Annotated in this window: 23 protein-coding genes and 1 pseudogene; 13 read left to right on the top strand and 11 right to left on the bottom strand. The window is 65.0% G+C overall.

Translation table 11 applies throughout. The features are described 5' to 3' along the window. Positions 1-117 precede the first annotated feature (117 nt). The 7 genes from glyA to OKW30_RS15415 all read left to right on the top strand — a co-directional run bounded on the left by glyA (position 118) and on the right by OKW30_RS15415 (position 4,933). A complete protein-coding gene (glyA, locus tag OKW30_RS15445) occupies positions 118-1,365 on the top strand; it encodes a serine hydroxymethyltransferase (RefSeq protein WP_090803175.1) in 1,248 nt (415 codons plus the stop codon). 3 nt (positions 1,366-1,368) lie between these two features. Next, the gene (gene nrdR / locus OKW30_RS15440; protein WP_008919734.1) at positions 1,369-1,851 is read left to right on the top strand and encodes a transcriptional regulator NrdR; all 483 of its coding nucleotides are present in this window, start codon (positions 1,369-1,371) and stop codon (positions 1,849-1,851) included. Positions 1,852-2,064: 213 nt separating this feature from the next. Continuing rightward, a complete protein-coding gene (locus tag OKW30_RS15435) occupies positions 2,065-2,631 on the top strand; it encodes a GspH/FimT family pseudopilin (RefSeq protein ID WP_184067385.1) in 567 nt (188 codons plus the stop codon). Next, positions 2,628-3,077 (top strand): type IV pilus modification PilV family protein, encoded by a 450-nt coding sequence (locus OKW30_RS15430; protein ID WP_184067388.1) that lies wholly within the window; start codon positions 2,628-2,630, stop codon positions 3,075-3,077. Before OKW30_RS15435 ends, OKW30_RS15430 begins: the two co-directional genes overlap by 4 nt. Beyond that, the gene (locus OKW30_RS15425) at positions 3,074-3,880 is read left to right on the top strand and encodes a PilW family protein (protein WP_429347047.1); all 807 of its coding nucleotides are present in this window, start codon (positions 3,074-3,076) and stop codon (positions 3,878-3,880) included. Before OKW30_RS15430 ends, OKW30_RS15425 begins: the two co-directional genes overlap by 4 nt. A 128-nt stretch (positions 3,881-4,008) precedes the next feature. Further along, a complete protein-coding gene (locus OKW30_RS15420; protein ID WP_184067394.1) occupies positions 4,009-4,479 on the top strand; it encodes a pilus assembly PilX family protein in 471 nt (156 codons plus the stop codon). Between the two features lie 22 nt (positions 4,480-4,501). Then, complete coding sequence (locus OKW30_RS15415; protein WP_184034346.1) at positions 4,502-4,933, top strand: type IV pilin protein; 432 nt, start codon at positions 4,502-4,504, stop codon at positions 4,931-4,933. A 78-nt stretch (positions 4,934-5,011) separates the two neighbouring features. Here OKW30_RS15415 and OKW30_RS15410 read toward each other — a convergent pair whose 3' ends face one another. The 3 genes from OKW30_RS15410 to OKW30_RS15400 all read right to left on the bottom strand — a co-directional run bounded on the left by OKW30_RS15410 (position 5,012) and on the right by OKW30_RS15400 (position 6,408). After that, on the bottom strand, positions 5,012-5,527 hold the full coding sequence (locus OKW30_RS15410; RefSeq protein WP_184067397.1) for a DUF3318 domain-containing protein: 516 nt from the start codon (positions 5,525-5,527) through the stop codon (positions 5,012-5,014). Between the two features lie 57 nt (positions 5,528-5,584). Continuing rightward, complete coding sequence (locus OKW30_RS15405; protein WP_018419515.1) at positions 5,585-5,974, bottom strand: phage holin family protein; 390 nt, start codon at positions 5,972-5,974, stop codon at positions 5,585-5,587. A gap of 131 nt (positions 5,975-6,105) precedes the next feature. Then, the gene (locus OKW30_RS15400; protein WP_026225611.1) at positions 6,106-6,408 is read right to left on the bottom strand and encodes a DUF883 family protein; all 303 of its coding nucleotides are present in this window, start codon (positions 6,406-6,408) and stop codon (positions 6,106-6,108) included. Positions 6,409-6,756: 348 nt separating this feature from the next. On the opposite strand from OKW30_RS15400, the gene OKW30_RS15395 reads away from it, so the two are divergent. Beyond that, positions 6,757-7,395 carry a peroxiredoxin gene (locus OKW30_RS15395; RefSeq protein WP_429347046.1) on the top strand — a complete coding sequence of 213 codons (639 nt, stop codon included), beginning with the start codon at positions 6,757-6,759 and terminating at the stop codon, positions 7,393-7,395. Positions 7,396-7,469: 74 nt separating this feature from the next. On the opposite strand, the gene OKW30_RS15390 is transcribed toward OKW30_RS15395, so the two are convergent. Then, positions 7,470-8,660 carry an acyl-CoA dehydrogenase gene (locus OKW30_RS15390; RefSeq protein ID WP_429347045.1) on the bottom strand — a complete coding sequence of 397 codons (1,191 nt, stop codon included), beginning with the start codon at positions 8,658-8,660 and terminating at the stop codon, positions 7,470-7,472. A gap of 94 nt (positions 8,661-8,754) precedes the next feature. Here OKW30_RS15390 and OKW30_RS15385 point away from each other — a divergent pair, with 94 nt between their 5' ends. Then, complete coding sequence (locus tag OKW30_RS15385) at positions 8,755-9,540, top strand: IclR family transcriptional regulator (protein ID WP_184062238.1); 786 nt, start codon at positions 8,755-8,757, stop codon at positions 9,538-9,540. Between the two features lie 41 nt (positions 9,541-9,581). Here OKW30_RS15385 and OKW30_RS15380 read toward each other — a convergent pair whose 3' ends face one another. Further along, positions 9,582-10,415: an EAL domain-containing protein gene (locus tag OKW30_RS15380; RefSeq protein WP_184067403.1), complete on the bottom strand. Its 834-nt coding sequence runs from the start codon at positions 10,413-10,415 to the stop codon at positions 9,582-9,584. Between the two features lie 267 nt (positions 10,416-10,682). Here OKW30_RS15380 and OKW30_RS15375 point away from each other — a divergent pair, with 267 nt between their 5' ends. From OKW30_RS15375 to fahA, 3 genes are all read left to right on the top strand, one after another. Then, complete coding sequence (locus OKW30_RS15375; protein WP_184067457.1) at positions 10,683-10,823, top strand: hypothetical protein; 141 nt, start codon at positions 10,683-10,685, stop codon at positions 10,821-10,823. 62 nt (positions 10,824-10,885) lie between these two features. Continuing rightward, on the top strand, positions 10,886-12,232 hold the full coding sequence (gene hmgA, locus OKW30_RS15370) for a homogentisate 1,2-dioxygenase (protein WP_429347044.1): 1,347 nt from the start codon (positions 10,886-10,888) through the stop codon (positions 12,230-12,232). Next, on the top strand, positions 12,229-13,527 hold the full coding sequence (gene fahA, locus OKW30_RS15365; RefSeq protein WP_429347043.1) for a fumarylacetoacetase: 1,299 nt from the start codon (positions 12,229-12,231) through the stop codon (positions 13,525-13,527). Before hmgA ends, fahA begins: the two co-directional genes overlap by 4 nt. A gap of 107 nt (positions 13,528-13,634) precedes the next feature. Here fahA and OKW30_RS15360 read toward each other — a convergent pair whose 3' ends face one another. The 5 genes and pseudogenes from OKW30_RS15360 to OKW30_RS15340 form a co-directional block, all read right to left on the bottom strand. Then, positions 13,635-15,431, bottom strand: coding sequence for a PQQ-binding-like beta-propeller repeat protein (locus tag OKW30_RS15360; protein WP_429347042.1), 1,797 nt, complete (start codon positions 15,429-15,431; stop codon positions 13,635-13,637). A 112-nt stretch (positions 15,432-15,543) separates the two neighbouring features. After that, a complete protein-coding gene (locus OKW30_RS15355) occupies positions 15,544-16,128 on the bottom strand; it encodes a hypothetical protein (RefSeq protein WP_429347041.1) in 585 nt (194 codons plus the stop codon). Positions 16,129-16,199: 71 nt separating this feature from the next. Continuing rightward, the gene (locus tag OKW30_RS15350) at positions 16,200-17,357 is read right to left on the bottom strand and encodes an MFS transporter (protein ID WP_090805596.1); all 1,158 of its coding nucleotides are present in this window, start codon (positions 17,355-17,357) and stop codon (positions 16,200-16,202) included. 199 nt (positions 17,358-17,556) lie between these two features. Then, a complete protein-coding gene (locus tag OKW30_RS15345; RefSeq protein ID WP_187627345.1) occupies positions 17,557-17,949 on the bottom strand; it encodes an SRPBCC family protein in 393 nt (130 codons plus the stop codon). Positions 17,950-18,048: 99 nt separating this feature from the next. Then, a pseudogene (locus OKW30_RS15340) lies at positions 18,049-18,868 on the bottom strand (crotonase/enoyl-CoA hydratase family protein). Positions 18,869-19,008: 140 nt separating this feature from the next. Between OKW30_RS15340 and OKW30_RS15335 the strand changes: the two are divergent. Then, positions 19,009-19,590: a plasmid fertility inhibition factor family protein gene (locus tag OKW30_RS15335; RefSeq protein ID WP_187627347.1), complete on the top strand. Its 582-nt coding sequence runs from the start codon at positions 19,009-19,011 to the stop codon at positions 19,588-19,590. Positions 19,591-19,634: 44 nt separating this feature from the next. On the opposite strand, the gene OKW30_RS15330 is transcribed toward OKW30_RS15335, so the two are convergent. Then, positions 19,635-20,630: a 2-hydroxyacid dehydrogenase gene (locus OKW30_RS15330; RefSeq protein WP_429347040.1), complete on the bottom strand. Its 996-nt coding sequence runs from the start codon at positions 20,628-20,630 to the stop codon at positions 19,635-19,637. Positions 20,631-20,990 lie beyond the last annotated feature (360 nt).

The raw sequence follows: 20,990 nt of genomic DNA, 5'->3' as shown, positions 1-20,990 counted from the left end.
CACTCGCCACGTCAGGGCAAGCCTCGCCGCCCAAAGCGCTGCGTACCCCGCTGTGTACCCTCTACGCAGGATTCGGCGCACGATCCGGTCAACCTGAAAACACTCAACGGAACCCGTATGTTTGACAGAGCCCAAAGCACCATCGCCAACGTCGATCCTGAACTCTGGAAGGTCATCGAGCAGGAAAACCGCCGTCAGGAAGAGCACATCGAACTGATCGCGTCGGAAAACTACACGAGCCCGGCCGTGATGGCCGCGCAAGGCTCGCAACTCACGAACAAGTACGCCGAAGGGTATCCGGGCAAGCGCTATTACGGCGGCTGTGAATACGTCGACGTTGCCGAGCAGCTGGCGATCGACCGCGTGAAGCAGCTGTTCGGCGCCGAAGCCGCGAACGTGCAGCCGAACTCGGGCTCGCAGGCGAACCAGGGCGTGTTCTTCGCGATGCTCAAGCCGGGCGACACGATCATGGGCATGAGCCTCGCGCACGGCGGCCACCTCACGCACGGCTCGCCGGTCAACATGTCGGGCAAGTGGTTCAACGTGGTCAGCTACGGCTTGAACGAAGCCGAAGACATCGACTACGACGCCGCCGAGAAGCTCGCGCAAGAACACAAGCCGAAGCTGATCGTAGCGGGCGCGTCCGCGTTCGCGCTGCGCATCGATTTCGAACGCATGTCGAAGATCGCGAAGTCGGTCGGCGCGTACTTCATGGTCGACATGGCGCACTACGCCGGTCTCGTCGCCGCGGGCGTTTATCCGAACCCGGTGCCGCACGCCGATTTCGTCACCACCACCACGCACAAGAGCCTGCGCGGCCCGCGCGGCGGCGTGATCCTGATGAAGGCCGAGTTCGAGAAGCCGATCAACTCGGCGATTTTCCCGGGCATCCAGGGCGGTCCGTTGATGCACGTGATCGCCGCGAAGGCCGTCGCGTTCAAGGAAGCGCTTTCGCCGGAATTCAAGGCGTATCAGCAGCAGGTCGTCGAGAACGCGCGTGTGCTTGCTGAAACGCTGGTCAAGCGCGGTCTGCGCATCGTGTCGGGTCGCACCGAAAGCCACGTGATGCTGGTCGACCTGCGCGCGAAGAAGATCACCGGCAAGGCTGCGGAAGCGGCACTCGGCGCGGCACACATCACGGTCAACAAGAACGCGATCCCGAATGATCCGGAAAAGCCGTTCGTGACCTCGGGTATCCGCCTCGGTTCTCCGGCCATGACCACGCGCGGCTTCGGCGTGAAGGAAGCCGAGCAGGTCGGCAACCTGATCGCCGACGTGCTGGACAACCCGGAAGATGCCGCGACGATCGAGCGCGTGAAGGTTCAGGTCGCCGATCTGACCAAGCGCTTTCCGGTTTACGGCTAAACCATGCATTGCCCCTTCTGCCGCCATGCCGATACGCAAGTCGTCGACTCGCGCGTATCCGAAGACGGCGCGACGATCCGCCGGCGCCGCCGCTGCCCGGCCTGCGACAAGCGTTTCACGACGTATGAGCGGGTCGAACTGGCGTTGCCGTCGGTCGTCAAGAAGGACGGTACGCGCACGGAATTCGATCGCCGCAAGATCGTCGCGAGCATGCAACTGGCGCTGCGCAAGCGCCCGGTTGCGGTGGACGCGATCGAAGCGGCTGTCGCCCGTATCGAGTATCAGCTGCTCGGCAGCGGCGAGCGCGAGGTGCGTAGCGAGCGCCTCGGCGAACTCGTGATGAACGAGTTGCGCGCGCTCGACACGATCGCTTACGTCCGTTTCGCTTCCGTGTACCGGCGCTTCGAAGACGTCTCCGAATTCGAGGACGTGATCGAGGAATTCCGCCGCGCCTCTTCCCCGCCCAAGCCTTCCCGCAAGCGCTGAGCGCACGCGTGTCGCAGCTGAGCTGCGGTCATTCGCGTCCATCGCCTCGCGCATTTCGCGCTTTTTTTCACGCATCGCTTCTCCCGCCTCCGTGATCGATCGTCACGTGCATTGTTGCGCGCGCTAACGTCTGAATGCCACCTGGCCATTCGGACGATGGTCGGCGCGCTCGCAAATCGCTAGATTGGCTGCATCCGTTCGTAACGCTCAGGGATGCAGATGAAATTCAAGGGGATTTACCGGCCATCGCGCGCCGGTTTCACACTCGTCGAAACGCTGGCGGTGATAGCGCTCGTGATGCTGATGGCCGTGATGGCGGTGCCGTCGTTCGCCGCATGGCATATGCGCGATCAGGTCGACGCGCGCTCGAAGGCGCTGCTGTCCACGTTCGCCTACGCGCGCAGCGAGGCGCTGCGGCGCGGTGCGCGCATCACGGTGTGCCGCGTCGATGCAGCGCGCGTCTGTCTCGCGTCGGGCCAAGCCTGCGCCGGCGGCATCGCCGACTGGGCCTGCGGCTGGGCCGTATTCGCCGAACGTGGCGGCAAGCCGTCGTTGTTGCGCGCGCAGCCGGCGCTCGCGGCGGTGAGCATCGCCGGCGTGCAGACGGATATGACGTTCACGCCGCCGGCTGGGCAACTGATCGGCGCGTTTCGAAGTTTTGATATCGCACCGCGAAGCCCATCGAAATCGATGCAGGGGAACTCGTGGCGGCGCTGCATCAGTGTCGCGGCAGGAGGTCGCGCGCGGATCTCGGAGGGCGCGTGCGGAGCGACGTCATGAGACAGCCCGCATTCAACACCGGTTTGCGTGTGCACGCATCGACATGTAATGGCAGCTCGTTGATCGAGGTGATGCTGGCGGTCGCGTTGGTCGCGGTGAGCGCGCTGGGTTTGATCGCGGTTCAGGTGTGGACCGCACGCGAAGCGCGCGCGATGACGCTGCGCGAGAGCGCCGCGTGGATAGCCGACTCGATTGCCGAAGCGACGCGCACGCCTTCCACGGGCGATGTCGCGCTCAATCAATGGCGCACCTGGGCGAGCGTTCTGCTGCCGCACGGCGACGCATCGATTGGCGAGAGCGGCGCGGTCGCGGCGGCGCGCGTGACGTGGGCGTCCGTGCGGGACCGGCCCGCTTTGGGCGATGCGAGCGCCCAGCCGGCGGAGCCTTGCGGCGACGTCGATGCACCGGCTGGATCGTCGTGTGTCGCGTTGGCGTTCGCGAAATGAAGCGGCCGCATTGCCCACTCGGTCATACGCTAATCGAATTCCTGATCGCGATGGCGCTCGGGTTGCTCGTGATCGCGGGCGCCGTGTCCCTTTACACGGCGCAGCGCAACGCGTTCGTGCAGGCGAGCAACGCGACCCGAATTCGCGAAGCGGGCTTGACCGCGCTGATGCTGATCGGCCAGCAATTGCAGATGGCCGGCTTCGTCCCTGCCAATGTCATTGGCTACAACGCGGCGCCTGCGCTATTCGGCTGCTCGGGCGGTCGCCCGACCGGCGCCGACGACAGCCTCGCTTGCACCACCTTGAGCACCGGCTCGGATGGCGTCGCGATCCGTTACGTCGCAGACGTCGTATCGACATGGCCATCGTCGAGCGGTCAGGTTACCGACTGTGTTGGACAGGCCGTCAAAAGCAGCGACGCGGTCCTTGGCGATGAGGGCGCGCCGGTGATGAATCGCTACTTCGCCAACGTCAGCGGCTCGACCGGCGAGCCGGAGCTTTACTGCGTGGGCAGCGGCAATGCGGGGTCCGCGCAGCCGCTGATCGAAGGCGTCGAGCGCGTGCGGTTGCGCTACTGGCTGGACGGCGCGGCGGATGCGGTGAATGCGTCGGCCGTGGCGGCGGATCAATGGGCGAACGTCGTTGCGGTCGATGTCTGCGTGCTGGTGCGCGGCGCGCCGCAAGGACAGCGTTCGAAGTACATCGACTGCGATGGCGTGAGTACACTCGGTACCGACCTGCGGCCTCGACAGGTGTTTTCCCGCCGCGTTGCGCTGCGGAATCGCGCGGAGGTGTCGTCGTGATGGATCGCGGCACAGCAACGCAACGCGGCCGTGCGTACGACATATGCGGCGGGCCAGGCGGAACAGCGAAACACTTAGGTTGGCGAAATTGTCAGGGCGGTGCCCGACGGGCACATCAACGCGGCGTCGTGCTAGCCATCGTGCTGTTGATCTCGGCCATGATGCTCGCCACGTCCGCGATATGGTTCGAAACATCGCTCGCGGCCGCTCGCGCGGCGACCAATGTGCGCGACTATCTGCAGGCTTTCCACGCGGCGGATTCGGCGCTGAGCTGGTGCGAGCGCAACGTGCTATCGGCAAGTGGCGATGCGCCCGATGCACCGCTCACATCCGGCGAGCCGACTCAATGGAGGCTTGAAACCGCGTTCGACGCAGGCGCCATCACGCCGGTGGCGCAATGGCCGGGATCATCGCGCGCGCCGCAATGCCTGATCGAGCCTTGGCGTCTCGCGAGTCGACCCAACGCCAGCGCTTATCTGCTGACCGCGCGCGGCTTCGGGCGGAGCAGCGAGTCGCAGATCTGGTTGCAGATGGAGGTCGTGACAGAAGATGGCGCGATCGAACGTCATTGGCGGCGCGTTGCAGCAAGACCATTCTGAGGAACGCACCGACTGGACACGTATGAAACGGCCGAACACATCCGCATTCACGCTGCTCGAACTCGTGATCGCGCTCGCGATTGCCGCCACGCTCGCCGCGTTTGCGATCCCTTCGTATCGCAGCCACATTGCGCGCACGCATCGCATCGATGCGGCGTCGGCGTTATATCGGGCTGCGCAATTCGTCGAGGCCGCGGCGAGCGATGGCGTGCCGGCCTTGCCAGCGGGTATCGATCAGGCGCCGCAGTTCGGCGCCCCGGTGTATCGAGTGCGCGTGCTGCCCGCGGACGACACGAACGGCGGCTATTCGATCGAAGCGGCGCCCGCGGAAGCGGGCCCGATGCGCGACGACCCGTGCGGCACGTTCACGCTGGATGCGACGGGTCAGCGAGGCAATAGAAACGATGCGAGCGGCGCGACGCCCACGAGCAGCGAATGCTGGAATACCAGTTAGCGGTGATTGAAGTCCGACACACGCAACCATGCGAGCGGGAGGTCCGATAGATTGCTGCCACTCGCAGCGGCCACGACCTCAATAGCCGCTTCGCAACGAATCGTCCTGCGCAGCCGGCGACTGCGCCGTAGCGGAAGCCGCCGCGGCCGCCCGCGCCGCCGCCGACTCGTTCTTCATCTGTTGCCAGATCCGGAACGCTTCCCACGCGCCGAGCGCAAGGCTGCCCCACTTGAGCACGGGCTTCGCGCTCGCGACGACCCTCGCGCGCAGCGGTTTGGCGAGCAACAGCGAAGCGATCGAGCTGATGAACGGGTACTGCTTGAGCAACGCGCCGATCGTGCCCGCGTTGAGCACGCTCGCCTTTGGCCCTTTACCGACGCGCACGCCGCCGAAGCCGGGGATCACGAACCTGAGCCAGCTGAAATGCGTGACGGCCTGGCGCAGTTCGAAGGTGGCCTGTGCAAGCTCGACGCGCTCGACGTCCGCGCGCACGAGCAGCAATTCCTTGCGCAGCGCCCGCAGATGCGGCGCGCTCAGATCCTTCGACGGATGGCGCTTGTTACGAAAGGCGGTATCAGGACGGGAGGGGCTCATGGCGTGTCGGCGGCAGTGAGGGTGAGGCGATGGATCGGATGCAGACGAACTTTCCCATCAGTCGCGGCTGCGAAACGCTTCGCGATCCTTTTCGAACTCCGCGATGGTCGCTTCGAATACCATCGGCGCGTTGCGCAAACCGCTGCGCGCCTTCAGCGCACAGGCGAGCCCGGCAATCGCGTAGACCGCGGTGATGCCGGCAAGCGCCTGCCATCGGTAGGTGTCCCAGAAGGCAATGGCGACGAGTGCGGTCAACGCGATCAAGGCCATCGTGGCGAGCATCATCGCGGCAAGACCGAGAAACAGCACGCCGAGCAGGCGGTCTTTTTCCTCGGCGAGTTCGATGCCCACCAGTTCGAGCCGCGTCTGCAGGATCGCAAACACGGAACTGAGAATACGGCGCAACGGGCTGCGTTCTGCGCGCTGCGAGTGTGTTTCGGTCGTCATGGCTGTGGGCGTTGCGCGTGAGGGCCTGGCCGGCGCGCGCGCGCCGGCAGAAGGGGACCGGCGAGGCTCGCGCCGGTCCGCCCGTGTCGCCGGTGCGCCGGACCTGCCTGCTCCGGCGGCCTCACCGGCCTTTACTTGCGATTGATCAGCAGACCGACCACCACGCCGATGCCCGCGGCGATGCCGATCGACGCCCACGGATGCTCGTGCACGTAGTCGTCGGTGGCGCGGGCGGCCTTCTTGCCTTTTTCGACGACCACGACCTGAACGTCGGCTGCCTTTTCTTTCGCCTGCTTCAGGCGCGTCAGCGCGGTTTCGCGCAGTTCCGACGCGCGTTCGCCGGTAGCGCTCGCGGCCTGTTTCAGCAGGTCTTCAGCGTCCGCGAGGACGGTTTTGATATCCGACATCAATCTCTCCTTGTTGACTTCCGACATTGACAGCTCCCTTTGTCTCACGCTACGCGTAAATCGTAACCAAAGAAACGGTCGCTGGCGAGCATAGTGCCGGTTGCATGCCGCCGCTGCACGATTCGTTCCCGCCAGCGCGTGGCGTCAAGACACCCGTTTGAGGGCACTCTGCTCCAGACCGGTATCTGGATTGAGTTGATCTGTCCCGCAAAGTTTCCGTCAAACGGGAAAAAATTACAAAAACACATAAAGTACTGACGCGATGTTGGTTCGCCATGTACCACCGCGGCCTTATGCTTTATCGTGACTGGCCGCCGCGGGCACACGCCCGCGACCTTATCCCGATACCTTCCGAAGACCTACAGGAGATGCACTATGAGTCTACGTCTTGGCGACATTGCGCCGGATTTCGAACAGGAGTCGAGCATTGGCCGCATCAGGTTTCACGAGTGGCTCGGCAATAGCTGGGGCGTGCTGTTCTCGCATCCGGCCGACTTCACGCCGGTCTGCACGACCGAGCTGGGCCTGAGCGCGAAGCTCGCGGGCGAGTTCGAAAAGCGCAACGTGAAGACGATCGCGTTGTCGGTCGACAGCGCGGAGTCGCACAGGGAGTGGATCAAGGACATCAACGAGACGCAGGCCGCCAACGTCAGTTTTCCGATTCTCGCGGACGGCGATCGCAAGGTCTCCGGGCTGTACGACATGATTCACCCGAACGCGAACGAAACGTTCACGGTGCGCTCGCTGTTCGTCACCGATCCGAACCGGAAGGTGCGTCTGATCATCACGTACCCGGCGAGCACCGGCCGCAACTTCGACGAAGTGCTGCGCGTGATCGATTCGCTGCAACTGACCGACAGTCACTCGGTCGCGACGCCGGGCAACTGGAAGCAGGGCGATGACGTCGTGATCGTGCCGTCGCTGAAGGACGAGGAAGTCATCAAGCAGAAATTCCCGAAGGGCTACAAGGCGTTGCGTCCGTACCTGCGCCTGACGCCGCAGCCGAACCGGTAAGGGGCGCGGCATGAACCAAAAAGCCGGTTCGAAGGAACCGGCTTTTTGGCATTATCGATACACCAGCATCGGAATCAGAAGAACGCCTGAATACCGGTCTGCGCACGGCCGAGGATCAGCGCGTGAACGTCGTGGGTGCCTTCGTAGGTGTTGACGACCTCGAGGTTCACCAGATGACGCGCGACGCCGAACTCGTCCGAAATGCCGTTGCCGCCGAGCATGTCGCGCGCGAGGCGGGCGATGTCGAGCGCTTTGCCGCACGAATTGCGCTTCATGATCGAGGTGATTTCGACCGCGGCCGTGCCTTCGTCCTTCATGCGGCCGAGGCGCAGTACGCCTTGCAGCCCGAGCGTGATCTCGGTCTGCATGTCGGCGAGCTTCTTCTGGATCAGCTGGTTCGCGGCGAGCGGCCGGCCAAATTGCTTGCGATCGAGCACGTACTGACGCGCGATGTGCCAGCACGCTTCGGCCGCGCCGAGCGCGCCCCAGGCGATGCCGTAGCGCGCCGAGTTCAGACACGTGAACGGACCGCGCAGGCCGCTGACACCCGGCATGATGTTCTCTTCCGGCACGAACGCTTCGTCGAGCACGATTTCGCCGGTGATCGACGCTCGCAGACCCACCTTGCCGTGGATCGCCGGTGCCGACAGACCCTTCCAGCCCTTCTCGAGAATGAAGCCGCGGATGTTGTCCTTGCCGTCTTCCTCGAGCTTCGCCCACACGACGAACACGTTGGCGATCGGCGAATTGGTGATCCACATTTTCGAGCCCGACAACGAGTAGCCGCCATCGACCTTCTTCGCGCGCGTGACCATGCTGCCCGGATCGGAGCCGTGGTTCGGCTCGGTCAGGCCGAAGCAGCCGATCCACTCGCCGCGCGCGAGCTTCGGCAGATATTTTTCCTTCTGCGCGTCCGAGCCGAATTCGTAGATCGGCACCATCACCAGTGACGACTGCACCGACATCATCGAGCGATAGCCGGAGTCGACGCGTTCCACTTCACGCGCGATCAGCCCGTACGCGACATAGTTCAGACCGGGGCCCCCATACTGTTCGGGAATCGTCGGACCGAGCAGGCCAAGCTCGCCCATTTCGCGAAAGATCCCGATATCGGTCTTTTCATGGCGGAACGCCTCCAGCACGCGCGGCAGCAGTTTGTCCTGCGAGTAAGCCGCAGCGGCATCGCGCACCATACGTTCGTCTTCGGTGAGCTGCTGATCCAGCAGCAACGGGTCTTCCCAGTGAAACTGCGCGGCTACGGCCATGACGTATCTCCTGATTTCTCGCTCAGAACCAGCTTGACTAGAGTTCCGCTTTGCGAAACAATGTTTTGCAAATGACGCCCGAGTGTATCACCCTATGACGCCGCCATCCACTTTCTCCGCTTCGCTCGACGAACGCAAATTCGTCGTCGCCCTTGCTCGCGGGCTGGACCTGTTGCGCGCGTTCCGGCCAGGCGAGACGATGCTCGGCAATCGGGATTTCGTCGAACGCACGGGTTTGCCGAAGGCAACCGTGAACCGGCTCGCCTACACGCTGACCGTGCTCGGCTATCTGCGGCTGGACGAGAGACACGGCAAATATGCGCTCGACGCGGGCGTGCTGTCGCTCGGTTTCGCGCTGCTGTCGGGCACCGACATGCTCGAACTGGCACGCCCGCACCTGCGCAGCCTGGCGCGCGAGGTCGGCGCGGCGGTCTCGCTCGGGTGCCGGGACGGGCTCGACATGGTGTATCTGGAGACGATTCGCAGCGAAACCGCATTGACGCTCGGCCTCGCATCCGGCTCGAAACTGTCGATGCTGACGAGCTCGATGGGCCGCGCCTATCTCGCCGTGCAGCCGCCCGACGCGCGTACCGCGTTACTCGCGGAACTGAAAAAAGCGGCTGGCAGAGTGGGGGCGATGCTCGTCGCCGAAGCCGAACAGGAGATCGCCGCGTTCGCGACCGAGCGATGCTGCTACTCGTTTCGTGCGTGGCATGACGACGTGAACGCAGTCGCGGTGCCGTTTCGCGAGCCGCGCGAAAACCGCTGGCTCGTGCTCAGCTGCAGCGGGCCGGCGTCGTCGATGGGGGAGGAAGTGTTTCGCGAGAATGTCGCGCCGCGCCTGAAGGCGCTCGCGGCGCGGCTGGGGGAGCCGGGCTGAGCTAATGCCGGGGCGCCCCGACTAACCGGGCCCACACCGTGTCACGCCGCCCGGTCGTGATAATGCGCGTTGAATAATGGCCCTTGCACGAACCGCACGTCGTACTGCTGTAGCGCGGAGAATTGCGCCTCATCCGTCACGCGATTGAAAATCAGCGGCACCCGCAGCCGGCCCGCGTAGCCGACGAGCGGCTTCACGGTCGCGTCGCGCAATGCGGCCGCCGCATCCATCTTGATGAAGTCGAGCCGCGCGGTTTCGGATACCGACAGGATCTGCCCCGCGTTCGACAGATTGCCCGCCACCTTGAACCCATAGTGCTGATAGCTGCGCGTCAGATAGCCCAGGAACGTCTTGTGTGCGACCGCCGCCGCCGGCAACTCGATCACGATGCGCGCCGGACTCAAATTGAACGAGGTCAGCACGCTCGAAAAATGCCGGCCGTGGTCGTACTTCACGCTCTTCAACAGCCTCTCGTGCACCCGCAGAAACAGCAATCCATGCCGCTGCGGGCCGAAGAAGTTGATTGCGTGCAGCGCGCGCGACATGCGGTCTAGCGCGACCAGCTGCTGATCGTCGGCGATGTTGTCGAACGGATCGAACACCTCGAATGGCGGCGCGTCGAGCCGGTGCGTGACCGCCTGAAAGCCGAGTTCATCACCGAAGCGGTCGACCCCTTCCGCGCCGCATGACAGCGACTGCGCAAGCCCATGCACGCTGATGTCGAAGATCGGCTCGTAGGCACTCGTAAGCTCGATGCCGTCGAAATGTGCGAGCGCGATGCCGGCGCGCCCGCCTTGTCCCATTGCCAGATGCTCGCCGAGAAACGGGTGATGAGCGGCGCGGGCGATCAGATCGGGGATGGTCGGCGAAATCATGAAGGCAAATGAAAGGCGACGATGAACGCGCACCGGGCGCGTGGCAGCGCGACGCGATGGCCGCATTCATTGATGGTAGCAGTACGCGCCCTGCGCAGATTAACAAAATGCTCATATCGTTATTGGTCTCACGCTTATCGGCCGGGGCTGAGCGCGGAAGGACGAGGTTCGCGGGCGTGTTTCCAAGGGTATACGTTAGTTTCACTATTCGTAATTCGTTTTACTATTCGTAAAATGCGATTTTAGCCAGCCGGAGGGGACGACTCAATGCTGATCGCGTTGAACTGGTCGAATGCCGCGCTGTTTCATGCGGCGGCGCTGCCGGTGCTGTGCTCGGCGCTGCTGGTGGTCGTGCTCGGCGGTGCGACGCGGCAACCCAACCGCGCGGCCGAAGCGGAGCCGGCCTGAGCCTGACTGCAAAGATCACCTATCAACCGGGAAAGAATCGGGCAACTCGCGGAGAACCTTGTATGGATACCCCAACACGTACGCCGGCCGACGAACGCCTGCGGCCTGAAATCGAGCCCGGCTATCAGTCGGGTTTCGCGAATGAATTCGCGACCGAGGCATTGCCGGGCGCGCTGCCGACCGGCCGCAATTCGCCGCAACGCGCGGCCTATGGTTTGTATGCCGAACAGATTTCGGGCACGGCGTTTACGGCGCCACGCGGTCACAACCGTCGCTCGTGGCTGTACCGGATTCGTCCGGCAGCCATGCACAAACCGTTCACGTCGATGCCGTCGGAGCGGCTCGTCGCGAACTTCGCCGAGGTGCCGCCGACGCCGCCGAACCAGCTGCGCTGGGACCCCCTGCCGATGCCGAGCGAACCGACCGATTTCATCGACGGCTGGGTCACGATGGCGGGCAACGGCTCGGCCGAAGCGATGAGCGGTTGCGCGATCCATCTGTACGCGGCGAACCGCTCGATGCACGATCGCTTCTTCTACAGCGCCGACGGCGAACTGCTGGTCGTGCCGCAACAGGGGCGCCTGCATATCGCGACCGAAATGGGCCGCGTCGATGTCGAGCCGTTCGAGATCGCGGTGATTCCGCGCGGCGTGCGCTTCGCGGTCAGCCTGCCGGACGGCAGTGCGCGCGGGTATATCTGCGAGAACTTCGGCGCGCTGCTGCGTCTGCCGGAACTGGGGCCGATCGGCTCCAACGGTCTCGCGAATCCGCGCGATTTCCTGACGCCGCACGCCGCATACGAAGACCGCGAAGGCGCATTCGAACTCGTCGCGAAGATGAACGGCAATCTGTGGCGCGCGGACATCGGCCATTCGCCGCTCGACGTGGTCGCATGGCACGGCAACTATGCGCCGTACAAATACGACCTGCGCCGCTTCAACACGATCGGCTCGATCAGCTTCGACCATCCGGATCCGTCGATCTTCCTCGTGCTGCAATCGCAAAGCGACACGCCGGGCGTCGATACGATCGACTTCGTGATCTTCCCGCCGCGCTGGCTCGCCGCCGAAGATACGTTCCGGCCGCCCTGGTTCCATCGCAACGTCGCGAGCGAGTTCATGGGCCTCGTGCATGGCGTCTACGACGCGAAGGCCGAGGGCTTCGTGCCCGGCGGCGCGAGCCTGCACAACTGCATGACGGGCCACGGCCCGGACGCGGACACGTTCGAGAAGGCGTCGCATCTCGATACCTCGGTGCCGAAGAAGGTCGACGACACGATGGCCTTCATGTTCGAGGCCCGCACGCTGATCAAGCCGACGCGCTTCGCGCTCGAAACCGCGCAACTGCAGGCGCGTTACTACGAGTGCTGGCAAGGCCTCAAGAAACACTTCAATCCGGAGCAACGATGAACGCGGTGAACGATCTCCAGGCGACGCTCGATGCGTCGCGCAAGAGCTGGATCGAGTCGGCCAACGACCCGGCTGGCGACTTCCCGATCCAGAACCTGCCGTTCGGCATTTTCAGCGACCGTGGCAACGACGCGCGTCGCGTGGGCGTCGCGATCGGCGATCAGATCGTCGATCTCGCCGCGTTGCAGGCCGCGGGTCTGCTGAACGTGCCGGCGCACAACGTGTTCGCGCGCGATGCGCTGAACGATTTCATCGCACTTGGCCGCGACGTGTGGCGCAGCGTGCGTATCCAGCTGAGCCAACTGCTCGCGCGCGACACCGCGACGCTGCGCGACGATGCCGCGTTGCGCGCGAAGGTGCTCGTGCGCGCGGCCGATGCGCGTCTGCATCTGCCGGTGCAGATTCCGGGCTACACGGATTTCTATTCATCGAAGGAACACGCGACCAATGTCGGCGCGATGTTCCGCGATCCGAAGAATGCGCTGCTGCCGAACTGGTCGGAGATGCCGATCGGCTACAACGGACGGGCATCGTCGGTGGTCGTGAGCGGGACGCCGGTGCGTCGTCCGAATGGTCAGCTGAAGTTGCCCGACCAGGAGCGTCCGGTGTTCGGCGCGAGCCGCAAGCTCGATATCGAACTGGAGACGGGTTTCATCATCGGCGGCGGCAATGCGCTGGGCGAGCCGATCGCGTGCGAGGACGCGGAGGCGCACATTTTCGGCATGGTGCTGCTGAACGACTGGAGCGCGCGCGACATCCAGCAATGGGAATACGTGCCGCTCGGCCCATTCAATGCGAAGACCTTCGCGACGACGATCTCACCGTGGGTCGTCACGCTCGATGCGCTCGAACCCTTCCGCGTCGCGCAGCCGGTGCAGGAGCCGGAGCCGCTCGCCTATCTGCGGCATCGAGGAAAGCATGCGTTCGACATTCACCTCGAAGTGACATTGCGCGCGCAACCCGCGCGGCAAGCGAGCACGATCGCGCGGACCAACTTCAAATACATGTACTGGACGATGGCGCAGCAGCTCGCGCATCACACGGTGGCGGGCTGCAATACGCGGGTGGGCGACCTGATGGGCTCGGGGACGATCAGCGGGCCGACCGAGGATTCGTACGGCAGCCTGCTGGAGCTGACGTGGAACGGCAAGAAGCCGCTGGCGTTGAAGGAGGGCGGCACGCGCACGTTCATCGAGGACGGCGATGAGTTGACGCTCGTCGGCTGGTGCCAGGGCGACGGGTATCGCGTGGGGTTCGGCGCGTGTGCCGCAGAGATTCTGCCGGCGCGAGGGTGAGCGCGCGGCAGTCACGATGAGCGAGGGCCGGCGCGGTATGCCGGCCCTCGTCGTTTGTGCGAGACCCTGGGCGTACCGGGTCGAAATGAATCGGCGCGTCGTCCGCTTCACCCACCCAGCAACCCGAATACGGCCACCCCATTCGTCGTGCCGACATACACCTTGCCGTTTGCGATCAATGGTGTGATGAACTTGTTGCCCGTGCCGAACTGATCGCGCGTGCCCATCTGGTTGCTGTTGTACAGCTCGTTGAGCGTGCTCGGGTCGAACGCATGCAAGGCCGCGACGGTGCCGTTTTCGGCGGCCCACACGATGCCGTTCGTGGTGCCGTTCGCCGAGATGCTCGGCGTCGTCCCGGGATAGGCGAACGTCATCGCGCTTTGCGCGGTCGGTGTGATCGACAGCTTCGCGTTGGTCACGGTGAACGCCTTCAGATGATCGCCGACCGAGCCGAAATACACGCGCCCGTTGAAATAGGCGGGCATGCCGAACTCGCCGCCGGCCAGCTGCGCGGGAATCTCCTGATAGATGTTGTCGGCCGCCGGGTTGAACTTGCCCATCGAGTCGCGATTCAGCACGTAGATGGTGCTGTCCTTGCCCGCGCCGAGCGTCAGATGCTGTACGGTGCCGTTCGCGTCGGTCAGGTCCGGCAGCACCAGTGCGCCGCCGGAGCCGAGGTCGATGTCGTCGTGGGCCTCCTGCACGACGTTCGTCATCGCGAAGTAGTCCGCCACCGACAGGCCTCCCGCCGTGCCGAGCTTCAGGAACGTATTGCCGAGATCCTTGCTGGCGGGGAAGCCGCTCGACGTCATCGTCGTGTCGAACGTGCCGTTGGCATCGAGCAGATAGATCGACGAGCCGTCCGACGCCGGTCCCGCGCCGCTCATCCAGATTGCGCCGCCGATGCCGTTAGGCGTCAGGTTGAGCACGGTGGTCTGCTGCAAGGTGTCGGCGCCGTAGCCCATGATCCAGCCCGTATAGCCGCCGTCGTCGCAGTGCGAGGTCCACGTCGTGTAGACCGTGTTGCCGAGCAATAGCAGCCCCGCGCGCTCCGCGTACAACGACGTGGTGAACGGCACGACGCCGTTCGTATTACCCGCGCCGCTGCCCGGGTAAGAGGCGGCGACTTCGGTGGGACCGTTCAGCAGCTCGGCGCCGGTCGCGAGGTCGAGCGCGTGAATGCGATGATGGTAGCCGCCGGCCGCGTCCTTCGACATCGCGACGACGTAGATCGTGCCGTGCGTGCCGCGCGAACGGTCGATCACCGGTGTCGCGGTGATGCCGATGGTGTTCACGATCTGGCTGCAGCCGAGGTCGTCGCTCGGGGTTTCGCCGGTGCCGAGTGTGCGCACCTGCCACAGGGTCGCGCCGGTGTCGGCATCGAATGCGTACACACTGTCGTTCTCGGTCGCGACGTACAGCACGTTGTGCGTGCCGCCCGCGATCGCCTGCGCAGCGACGAATAGCGGCTGCGCGTCGACCTTGCCGTCGACGCTAAAGAAGCCGACCTTGCCGAAGGTCGAAGCCGCCACGTTGGCGGGCGTCAGCGTGGTTTCGCCGAGGTTCTGGCCGGTGCGCGCGATGTCGTCGTGATAGGTGAGCACGTCGCGCACGGCTGCCGCCGATGTGCCGCCCATCGGGGCGCCCGAGCCGCTGCCCGAGCCGCCGGTGCTACCGGTGGTGGTGCCGCCGCTCGTGGTGCCACCGCTGGTGGTGCCGCCGCCGCTCGCTGCGGCCGGGGCCGATGCGCCGGACGCGCCGCTACCGCCGGCGCCGACGCTCGAGCCCGTCGGGGCACTGCTGTTTCCGCCTCCCCCGCCTCCACAGTTCGCCGCGACGATCGCGGCTACCGCGATCGCCGTGCCCAACAGGCTGGCACGGAGCAACAGGCGCATCGAGACCATGGCGGACTCCCCGTTGCTTGCGGCGGCGCCACGAAATATGGGCCGTTTGTCGAGTGTCCGCGCAACGTGGGTTGAGATTATCACCCTGCGTATAGATCGTAAAAGCCAGCAATTAGCGTCTATTCGTCAACTCGGCGCCCGCAGCGCGATCCGCCGACGCTCCCACCACGCCGCCGCCAGAAACGCGAGCGCCGCGCAGCCGGATCTGCGTGAGGCGCTTGTCCTCATCGACGCCGATCGCGAGCGCTGACGCAATACCGTACCAGTGAGACACGGTACCCCACGACAGATAAAGGGTGCCGTCGCGAGGCTCGTAAAAGACCTCTGGCGCTCCCATGTCGTGCGCATGTCCGTGCGCGTCGAATTCTGACTCGATGTGCGGAGTTTCGTCGGTTGGGTCTGCGAGTTCGGACGTGCGGACGGTCCATCGCTCGGGATTCGTGTAAAAGTCCAATCCGATCAACCGGCGATGCTGATCGACAAGCATCGACAAGGTGCCCGCCGTGAGGACACAAGAGGGCGCGCCAATGCGGAAGCGCGCATCCAGCAAGTCGCTGAGATTGTTTTGCGGTTCCGGCGGCGAAGGCAAAGGTGGATATTTGACCTCACAGGTCAGCGTGGAGCTTTGTTCATCCCACCGCACGATGGCAGAAACGCCGGTGGCAGGGGGACTCGTGTAGACGGTGGGATGCTTCATCGAAGAGGTTTATAGGCAAAGTGCAGAACGGTGTAATCGCTCTCTCGAACCATGACTTCGAGCCGGCAAGCTCACCCCGCCACCGCCACCCGCCGCTCGATCGACACCGACCACAACGTCAACAACAGCGCGCCGAGCGCGGTCGCGACGCCGACCCACGGCAGCGTCGTCAGCGGCGCGCCGGCGCCGATCGCCATGCCGCCGAGCCATGCGCCGGTCGCGTTGCCGAGGTTGAACGCCCCCTGATTCAGCGTCGACGCCAGATTCGGCGCGTGGCTCGCCCGATCGACGATCAGCATCTGCAGCGGCGGCACGATCGCGAATGCGAGCACCCCCCACACGAACACGGTCAGCATCGCCGGAGTGCGCGCGTGCATCGTGCCCGCGAACACGCACAGGATCACGACGATCGCCATCAGGAACGCGACCAGCGAGGGCATCAGCCGCCAGTCCGCGAGCTTGCCGCCGAGCGTGCTGCCGACCGTCAGGCCGAGGCCGAACAAGAGCAGCACCAGGGTGACCGCGTGCGGCGTGAAGCCGGTCACGTCTTCGAGAATCGGCGTGATGTAGGTGAAGGTCGAAAACAGGCTCGCCGACGCGAACACGCTGATACCGAGCACCATCAGCACCTGCGGGTTCTTCAGCACGCTGAATTCGCGCACGAGGCTCGCCTTGTGCATCTCGATCTTCGCGGGCAGGCACACCGCGAGCGCGGCCGCCGCCAGCACGCCGATGCCGGTCACGGCCCAGAAAGTAGCGCGCCAGCCGACCGCCTGGCCGAGCGCGGTGCCGAGCGGCACGCCGAGGACGTTGGCGAGCGTGAGGCCGGTGAACATCAGCGCGATTGCCTGCGCGCGGCGATTCGGCGCGACGAGCCCGGCCGCGACCACCGAGCCGATGCCGAAAAACGCGCCGTGGCAGAACGCGGTGACGATGCGCGCGGCCATCAGCACCGCGTAGCCGGGCGCGATCGCGCACAGCAGATTGCCGACGATGAACACGCCGATCAGGCTCATCAGGGCCTTTTTGCGCGGCATGTTGGCAACCGCGATCGCGACGATCGGCGCGCCGATCGTGACGCCGAGCGCATACGCGGACACCAGCATGCCAGCCGCCGGAATCGACACGGACAGATCGCGCGCGACATCGGGCAACAGGCCCATGATGACGAACTCGGTGGTACCGATTCCAAACGCGGCAACGGCAAGGGCAAGCAGAGGCAATGGCATGGCGATGATGGGGTGTGACGCGTGAAGCGGCGCGAACAACGGGCGCCGGGCGGGCGATTCCGAAGGCGGAAACGCTGGCGCCGGATAGGGAAAAAACAGTAGGGGATTCTACCTAAGCCAAATCTGGCTTGCAGGCTGTCCGGAAAGCTGTTGTTTTTTGTGGAACGCGGCGGCGGGAGCCCGAGGCGCCGGGCGGCGTTCAGCGCCGCGCGAGGTTGCGCCCGAGTGCCGCGCAGCCCGCATCCGTCAGCGCTTCGACCACGTTGCTGCGATCGTCGGGCTTGAAGTCGGCGATCCAGATCACGCGGCAATGTGCGGACGTGTCGGCCACGACCTGCAGCGTCGCATGATGATGCTCGAAGCGCCCGCCGCCCACCGAGTAGGCGAGCCGCATGTGGGCATCGTCGACGGCAATCACGCGTTCCTCGACCACGGTGCCGTCGGCGAAGGTGACCCAGCGCAGGTCGCCTTCCATGCGCGCCGCGATCAGCACGCCCGCGAATACGCGGGCGACCCCGGCGGGATCGCGCAGCGCGGACCACGCATCGGCCGCGGTGGTTGCCACGGCGATTTCCCGGTAGATCGTCGCCATCGCACTTCCTCCTGTTCGTTTCGGGTAACCCAGGTCTCGTGCGCGCGGGGGTGTCGCGACCGGCGATTGCAAACCTCTCACCGATCGCGCGGCGCCGTCTTATCCGCGATCCGCGTCGAACGTGTCGCCATGACGGCCCGCGCCGGACGCAAAACGCGCCGCGCCCGCCACGCCCCTCGGCGAAGACCGCCGCGTAGCCGCCCGCGCCTTCGCGGCGCAATGCCTCGGCGAGATCGTCCAGCGTGCTGTTCTCGAGCGCGGAGCGACGATCGGCGAGCAGCGCCGCCTGCGGAAACGCGGCGAGTTCCGCGGCGAGTTGCTCGGCAGCCGCGCGCGCTTCGCCCTTCGGCACCACGCGGTTGGCGAGCCCAAACGAAAGCGCCTCGCGCGCATCGACCGCGCGGCCGGTCAGGATCAGATCGAGCGCACGCGACAGACCGATCAGTCGCGGCAGCCGGATCGTGCCGCCGTCGATCAGCGGAATGCCGACACGCCGGCAGAACACGCCGAGCACCGCATCTTCCTCGACGACGCGCAGGTCGCACATCGCGGCAAGCTCGAGCCCACCCGCCACCGCATAGCCGGCGATCGCGGCGATCACCGGTTTGCTGAAATGCATGCGCGTCGGTCCCATTGGACCGGGGCCGCTGCCGTCCGCATGCAACTCGTTGCGGCGCGCGTCGTCGGCAAGCGCGCTGAGGTCTGCGCCCGCGCAAAACGTGCCGCCCGCGCCGAACAGCACGGCCGCGCGCCACGCGGGCTCCGCCTCGAAGCGGCTGAACGCGGCGCTCAACGCATCGGCCACCTGGCGATCGACCGCGTTGCGCTGCGCGGGCCTCTCCAGCACGATCGTAGCGACGCCGTTGCCGTCATTCGACTCGATTCGCACATGGTTATTGAAATATTGGTTGGCTATCATCGTTATGTACCTTGAGGGTACCTGAAGGTCGCTGCTGGCCTGTTGATCCGGCAGTGTTACAGCACGCTCATGCAGCGTAATTAATCCGGTGAGTTGTCATGTTTCCATCACATCCGGCTCGTAGCGTTAGCGCTCTATTGATGCGCTGGCGTCCTGTCGCCAGCTTGCCGAGCCTACCTTTGTCCTTGCCTTTGCCCAATTCATCGCCGGCCGCCGCGCCAGCCTGCGCCGGAACGGTGTGGGTCGTGCCGTTGCAGGCCCACTCGTGGTACGACCATGTGCGCCTGAAGCGCGTCTTCGTCACCGACGGCACACGTCACCAGGTCGTGCTCGTCGATCTGCGCAAGCTGCTCGTGTGCGCGGATCGCGACAACACCGATTACGTGCTGAAGCCGGTCGCCGAATGGCACTCGGGCAAGGTCCGCGGCATTCGCGAGTTTCTCGATCCCGACAGCCCGCGTATTCCGCAGATGCCGTACGTGACGATCTCCACGCGTCGCGCGCCGGGATTGCTCGGCTGGGTCGGCATCGAGCGCGAGGGGGTGGTGGCGTTTCGCAACGGCCAGCATCGCGCGCGCTATCTGGCCGAGGCGGGGGCGCGCTGGTGTCCGGTCGAAGTGCACGAGCGCGAGGCGGGATTGCTGCGTGAGCTGTGCGGCGCGGCCGATGATGCCCGCACCGCGATTCGCGCGACCCAGTCGGGCAGCGACAGCGACGTCTAACTTTCGCGGTCCGCGGCAATTCGCGTACGCCACGGTTATCACGGCTACCCCGCCTGCACGACGTTGCGCGGCGTGCCCGCCTGCCACGCCGCGATGTTCGCGAGCGTGGTCTGCGCGATCTCGGTCATCGCCTCGCGCGTGAAGAACGCCTGGTGCGCGGTGACGATCACGTTCGGAAACATCAACAGACGCGCGAGCACGTCGTCCTGTAGCGGCAGATTCGAATGATCCTCGAAGAAGATGCCGCCTTCTTCCTCGTAGACGTCGAGCCCGAGATGGCCGAGCTGGCCGTCCTTCAACGCGCCGATCAGTGCGTTCGCCTCGACGAGCCCGCCGCGCCCGGTGTTGATCAGCATCGCGCCGCGCTTCATCTTCGCCAGCGCGGCGCGGTCGATCAGGTGATAGGTGTCGGGCAACAGCGGGCAATGCAGACTGACGACGTCCGATTCGGCGAGCAAGGTATCGAGCGGCACGTAGCGCGCGCCGAGCGCGAGCAGTTCGTCGGCCGGCGGCCCCGGATCGTAGGCGAGCACCTGCATGCCGAAGCCCGCCATGATGCGCGCGAACACCCGGCCGATGATGCCCGCGCCGATCACGCCGACCGTCTTGCCATGCAGGTCGAAGCCGAGCAGCCCATGCAGCGAGAAGTCGCCTTCGCGCGTGCGCGCGACCGCGCGCGGCAGGCGCCGGTTCAGCGCGAGAATCAGCCCGGCCGCATGTTCGGCGACCGCGTACGGCGAGTAGGCCGGCACGCGTGCGACCGGCATGCCGAGCCGCTCGGCCGCCGCGAGGTCGACGTGATTGAAGCCCGCCGAGCGCAGCGCGATCATGCGCGTGCCGCCCGCATGAAGCCGTTCGAGCGTGGCGGCGTCGACGCTGTCGTTGACGAACGGGCAGACCACGTCGTAGCCATGCGCGAGGATCGCGGTCTCGCTGTCGAGAGGGGATTCCTGGAAATGCAGTTCATAGCGATGCGCGGCATTGGCCTCGGTGAATGTATCGACGTCGTATTGACGACTGCTGAACAGGATCGTGCGCATATCGGGCTCCGAAGAAGCGTGCTTTAGACGTGTTTCGGGAAGTCGGTTTCTCGCAAAAAATAACATTGACAGGGGTGCGGAACTGCAATATTAAATAACGAGCATTCCGAACAAAGCATGTACAAACATGCTGCAAGAAACTGGCCAAACAGCAGATTATCCTTTTCACGATGTTAGGCGACTTCGCGATGAAAGAGTAACTGTCGAGCGTTCGGGAAATCATTTCACCGCCGGTATCGCCAGGCGGTGCGTGCGTCCGGGCGTCCTGGTGCCCCGCTGTGCGGCTCTTCCGGCACCCATCGCGTGGTTCTCCTTTCATAGCTGTGTTTTTCTGCTTCCCGCTATCGGCCATTTGATGTG

Origin of the sequence: Paraburkholderia sp. Clong3 (assembly GCF_050436485.1) — a bacterium.
Classification (GTDB): Bacteria; Pseudomonadota; Gammaproteobacteria; order Burkholderiales; family Burkholderiaceae; genus Paraburkholderia; species Paraburkholderia tuberum.
This window is presented reverse-complemented; position numbering and strand designations above follow the sequence as displayed.

Bases quoted from the DNA above. Each gene is read 5' to 3' on its own strand.
- OKW30_RS15395 (WP_429347046.1), top strand. From the start codon at position 6,757: ATGAGTCTACGTCTTGGCGACATTGCGCCGGATTTCGAACAGGAGTCG.
- OKW30_RS15415 (WP_184034346.1), top strand. From the start codon at position 4,502: ATGAAACGGCCGAACACATCCGCATTCACGCTGCTCGAACTCGTGATC.
- OKW30_RS15405 (WP_018419515.1), bottom strand. From the start codon at position 5,974: ATGACGACCGAAACACACTCGCAGCGCGCAGAACGCAGCCCGTTGCGC.
- OKW30_RS15330 (WP_429347040.1), bottom strand. From the start codon at position 20,630: ATGCGCACGATCCTGTTCAGCAGTCGTCAATACGACGTCGATACATTC.
- OKW30_RS15430 (WP_184067388.1), top strand. From the start codon at position 2,628: ATGAGACAGCCCGCATTCAACACCGGTTTGCGTGTGCACGCATCGACA.
- OKW30_RS15335 (WP_187627347.1), top strand. From the start codon at position 19,009: ATGCGCTGGCGTCCTGTCGCCAGCTTGCCGAGCCTACCTTTGTCCTTG.
- OKW30_RS15375 (WP_184067457.1), top strand. From the start codon at position 10,683: ATGCTGATCGCGTTGAACTGGTCGAATGCCGCGCTGTTTCATGCGGCG.
- nrdR (WP_008919734.1), top strand. From the start codon at position 1,369: ATGCATTGCCCCTTCTGCCGCCATGCCGATACGCAAGTCGTCGACTCG.
- hmgA (WP_429347044.1), top strand. From the start codon at position 10,886: ATGGATACCCCAACACGTACGCCGGCCGACGAACGCCTGCGGCCTGAA.
- fahA (WP_429347043.1), top strand. From the start codon at position 12,229: ATGAACGCGGTGAACGATCTCCAGGCGACGCTCGATGCGTCGCGCAAG.
- glyA (WP_090803175.1), top strand. From the start codon at position 118: ATGTTTGACAGAGCCCAAAGCACCATCGCCAACGTCGATCCTGAACTC.
- OKW30_RS15410 (WP_184067397.1), bottom strand. From the start codon at position 5,527: ATGAGCCCCTCCCGTCCTGATACCGCCTTTCGTAACAAGCGCCATCCG.
- OKW30_RS15385 (WP_184062238.1), top strand. From the start codon at position 8,755: ATGACGCCGCCATCCACTTTCTCCGCTTCGCTCGACGAACGCAAATTC.
- OKW30_RS15380 (WP_184067403.1), bottom strand. From the start codon at position 10,415: ATGATTTCGCCGACCATCCCCGATCTGATCGCCCGCGCCGCTCATCAC.
- OKW30_RS15350 (WP_090805596.1), bottom strand. From the start codon at position 17,357: ATGCCATTGCCTCTGCTTGCCCTTGCCGTTGCCGCGTTTGGAATCGGT.
- OKW30_RS15360 (WP_429347042.1), bottom strand. From the start codon at position 15,431: ATGGTCTCGATGCGCCTGTTGCTCCGTGCCAGCCTGTTGGGCACGGCG.
- OKW30_RS15345 (WP_187627345.1), bottom strand. From the start codon at position 17,949: ATGGCGACGATCTACCGGGAAATCGCCGTGGCAACCACCGCGGCCGAT.
- OKW30_RS15425 (WP_429347047.1), top strand. From the start codon at position 3,074: ATGAAGCGGCCGCATTGCCCACTCGGTCATACGCTAATCGAATTCCTG.
- OKW30_RS15355 (WP_429347041.1), bottom strand. From the start codon at position 16,128: ATGAAGCATCCCACCGTCTACACGAGTCCCCCTGCCACCGGCGTTTCT.
- OKW30_RS15390 (WP_429347045.1), bottom strand. From the start codon at position 8,660: ATGGCCGTAGCCGCGCAGTTTCACTGGGAAGACCCGTTGCTGCTGGAT.
- OKW30_RS15400 (WP_026225611.1), bottom strand. From the start codon at position 6,408: ATGTCGGAAGTCAACAAGGAGAGATTGATGTCGGATATCAAAACCGTC.
- OKW30_RS15435 (WP_184067385.1), top strand. From the start codon at position 2,065: ATGCAGATGAAATTCAAGGGGATTTACCGGCCATCGCGCGCCGGTTTC.